The sequence below is a fragment of the Meiothermus luteus genome (assembly GCF_003574085.1).
Classification (GTDB): Bacteria; Deinococcota; Deinococci; order Deinococcales; family Thermaceae; genus Meiothermus; species Meiothermus luteus.
On sequence record NZ_QWKZ01000169.1, the window covers coordinates 1 to 2,751 of the forward strand.

5 protein-coding genes are annotated in these 2,751 nt (G+C 65.5%); 4 read left to right on the plus strand and 1 reads right to left on the minus strand.

Annotated features, from left to right (window positions below):
* Nucleotides 1–499, minus strand: a 499-nt coding sequence (locus tag Mlute_RS14715; RefSeq protein WP_147371127.1) for a hypothetical protein, incomplete at its 3' end; no start/stop codon positions are given.
* A 158-nt stretch (nt 500–657) separates the two neighbouring features.
* On the opposite strand from Mlute_RS14715, the gene Mlute_RS14720 reads away from it, so the two are divergent.
* From Mlute_RS14720 to Mlute_RS15490, 4 genes are all read left to right on the plus strand, one after another.
* The gene (locus tag Mlute_RS14720; RefSeq protein WP_119361286.1) at nt 658–1,713 is read left to right on the plus strand and encodes a hypothetical protein; all 1,056 of its coding nucleotides are present in this window, start codon (nt 658–660) and stop codon (nt 1,711–1,713) included.
* Nucleotides 1,714–1,721: 8 nt separating this feature from the next.
* Nucleotides 1,722–2,267, plus strand: coding sequence for a WD40/YVTN/BNR-like repeat-containing protein (locus Mlute_RS14725; protein ID WP_119361287.1), 546 nt, complete (start codon nt 1,722–1,724; stop codon nt 2,265–2,267).
* Between the two features lie 3 nt (nt 2,268–2,270).
* Entirely contained in the window at nt 2,271–2,468 is a 198-nt protein-coding gene (locus Mlute_RS15485; RefSeq protein WP_147371128.1) for a hypothetical protein, read from the plus strand.
* A gap of 13 nt (nt 2,469–2,481) precedes the next feature.
* Nucleotides 2,482–2,751 (plus strand): hypothetical protein (locus Mlute_RS15490; RefSeq protein WP_182482595.1); only part of this gene is annotated, 270 nt, incomplete at its 3' end.

Genomic DNA, 2,751 nt, shown 5'->3' on the forward strand with positions numbered 1-2,751 from the left:
GGGGAGGGGGGCAGGAGGGAGCGGGCGGAACCGGGGCGCTTAGAGGCTTTTTCCCGAGCTCCTTCTCCAGGCCCCGCTTGAGCAGGCCGAAGAGGTCCCGTGCCCGGTAGCCCGTTCCCTTGGCGAGGAACCTCCGGAGAGCGCTTTTGGGATCTTTGGCCCCTTGCACCGCCTTCGGGGCTAGGGCAAGTAAGGTGTCCAGGTGTTCCTGGAGAACACCCAGGATGCCCTCGGGTTCGGATTTGCCCTCGGATTTGTCCTCGGATTTGCCCTGAGATTTGCCTTGAAGCGCCCGGGCCACACCGTTGAGGTCGTCGGGAGGGGCGTTCCAAAGACCCCTTTCTTGGGCCTCCAGAGCCAGGAAGAGCAGGAGAAGGGCGCGCCGCGCCTCAAAGCCCCCAGGCCCATCCCCCCTCCTCACCAGCTCGGCCAGGGCCTCGAGGCCAAGCAGGTTTCGCTTCCTCCCCCTCCTTCCCTGCGGGTCTTTCTCGGAAGCCATACGCTTGGGGTAAGCATAGGCGCTCTACCTTAGGCTGGCAACCTGGGGAAAGTCAGAAAAAGAGAAAAGCTGCCTCCAGGAGCCGCATTCTCCCGAACGTTTCGCGAAAAAAAAGCGCGGACCTTTCTTGGCGGCTAACGTAGAGGAGGGTGATAGCTATGCCTAGCACCAAGGTTACCAAAGACCTTCCGATCCAGCTGGCCGACGTGGGTTCTCGGGAAGCGCAGGGGTTGGACTTCACCAGGGAGGCCCTTTGGAAGCGCATGGACGGGGGCATGGGTAGGAAGGCGGTGCAAACCCCGGTCTTCCTGGCCAACCCCCGCCAGATGGACTACCTCTACCCCCCGGAGCGGCTCCGGTTTCTCCATCCCGAACAGGTCCGTCGTTGGGCCCAGGAGGTCCGCGAGCGGCGGGAGAGGGAAGGGGACGAGGGCGAGCCCCTCCAGGGCCTGGAACCGGAGCGCCAGGAGGAGTACCGGGAAGTGGTGGAGGAGGAGTACCGGGAAGTGGTGGCCGTGGGCCTCTACGTTTCCCGGCTGGATGACGCGCAAAAGCGGGAGCTTCTCCATCGGGCGGAAGGGGACCCGGAGGAAGAAGCCCTTCGCCGGCACGCCGGCCCCGCCATCTTCCTGTGCCCGGAGCGCATCCTTTCCTGGGCGGGGCGGGAAGGGGTGAGCCCCAACCTGGTCCTGGACAAGGTCTACTATCACGAGCTGGGCCACGCCCTCATGGACACGGGCACCACCCCTTACCAGGAGCTCTGGTGCCGGATCGTGGAGGAGAGCCTAGCCAACTGGATCGCTTTCCGGCGCTTCAGCGGCAAGGAGGCCCGCCTGGTGCAACGCCTCATTGCGGGCCAGCCCCCGGAGTACCAGGGCTATTTGGCGGTGGAGGAGGTGCCGTGGGGCTTTGGTGGGGAGGATTGGGAAAGGCTCTGGGAGGAGTGGCGGTGGCACTGGTACCGCGCCTTGCGGGAACTCCCCTCACATTGGAGGCTGCATTGGGAGGAGTGGTTGTTTCACCTCCGCCACCTGGCGCGGCGGGGATTTCCGTTTCCCTACCTGCTTTTCGGGGTCCATCCGGAAGGGGAGCCGGTGGCCCGCCTGAACCTAAAGCTATGGAAAGAGGCCAAGGAAGGGGGGTTTTCCCAGACAGAGCAGGTGCGGCTTTGGGCCCTCTTTGCGCGGACGCTCCTGCTTCGCACCGTGGACTAGGGGGCCGTATGCCGCTTGGGTTGCTCCACGTTCTCCTCCTCCTTCTCCTCCTCCCCGCCTGCGCCCGCCCCCCTCAGGTGGAAACGCGCACGCTCATCCTGGAAGACGCCGGGGGGACGGTGGCGGGCGTGGCCTTTGGCCAAGGGGTTTTCGTGGCGGTGGCCCCTTTTCGCATCTTCCTATCCGAGGATGGAGAGCGCTGGGAAGTAATAGGAGTCCCGGTTCGCCTCAACGCAGTGCGGTACAGCGAGGTGGGCTTCCTGGCGGTGGGGAATGCGGGGTACGTGTTCCGTTCCCAAGACGGCCGGACCTGGGAGCGGTTCAACGTGGGGCGCGAATGGGACCTTTCGGACGTGGCCTACGGCGGGGGTGTCTACGTCCTCTTGGCCGAGAGGGGAGAGATCCTTGTGACCCGGGACCTGCGGCACGTCCGTCGGGTGAGGCTGGACCTGCCGGAGGGGTACGGGGTGTATGAGGGGGACTACGGCCGGGGGCGGTTCGTCCTAAACGCGGACGTGTTCCGGATGGTCCTGGTAACGGTAAAGGGGGAGTAAGCCGTGAAGATCGCATCCGTGCGCAGGCGGGGCAACGTTTTGGACGTGTTTGACGAGCGGGGGCGGATCCTCGGCACCATCTCCGTATCCACCCAGGACGAGCTCTTGGGCTGGACGGCGGACACGGTCATCGTGCGCCGGGGCCGCCTCGTCTACCACTACGATGCCCGGGGCCGGGTAAAGGGCACGCGCCCCGCTTGAGGGGGTGTTGGGGGTGAAGGAGAAGGTCTTGGTTCCCAACCGCGCGGTGGCCCGGAGGCTCAAGGTCCCCTACCTGAGTCTGGAAAGCTTTGCCCGCACCCTGCTCCTTGGACAGGGGCTGGAGGTGGTTTCCCCCTTCCGGGCCCGCCGCCTTCTGGTCCAAGCCGGCCTTTTCGGGGAAGAGGGGGTGGAAGAGAAGGCGCAGGGTAGCCTCGTAGGGGAAGGCGGGGAGGGCTTGGGACAGGAGCGCGAGGAGGCTTCCCACCCGCGTTTCGCCCACAGG

Bases quoted from the DNA above. Each gene is read 5' to 3' on its own strand.
- Mlute_RS14720 (WP_119361286.1), top strand. From the start codon at position 658: ATGCCTAGCACCAAGGTTACCAAAGACCTTCCGATCCAGCTGGCCGAC.
- Mlute_RS14725 (WP_119361287.1), top strand. From the start codon at position 1,722: ATGCCGCTTGGGTTGCTCCACGTTCTCCTCCTCCTTCTCCTCCTCCCC.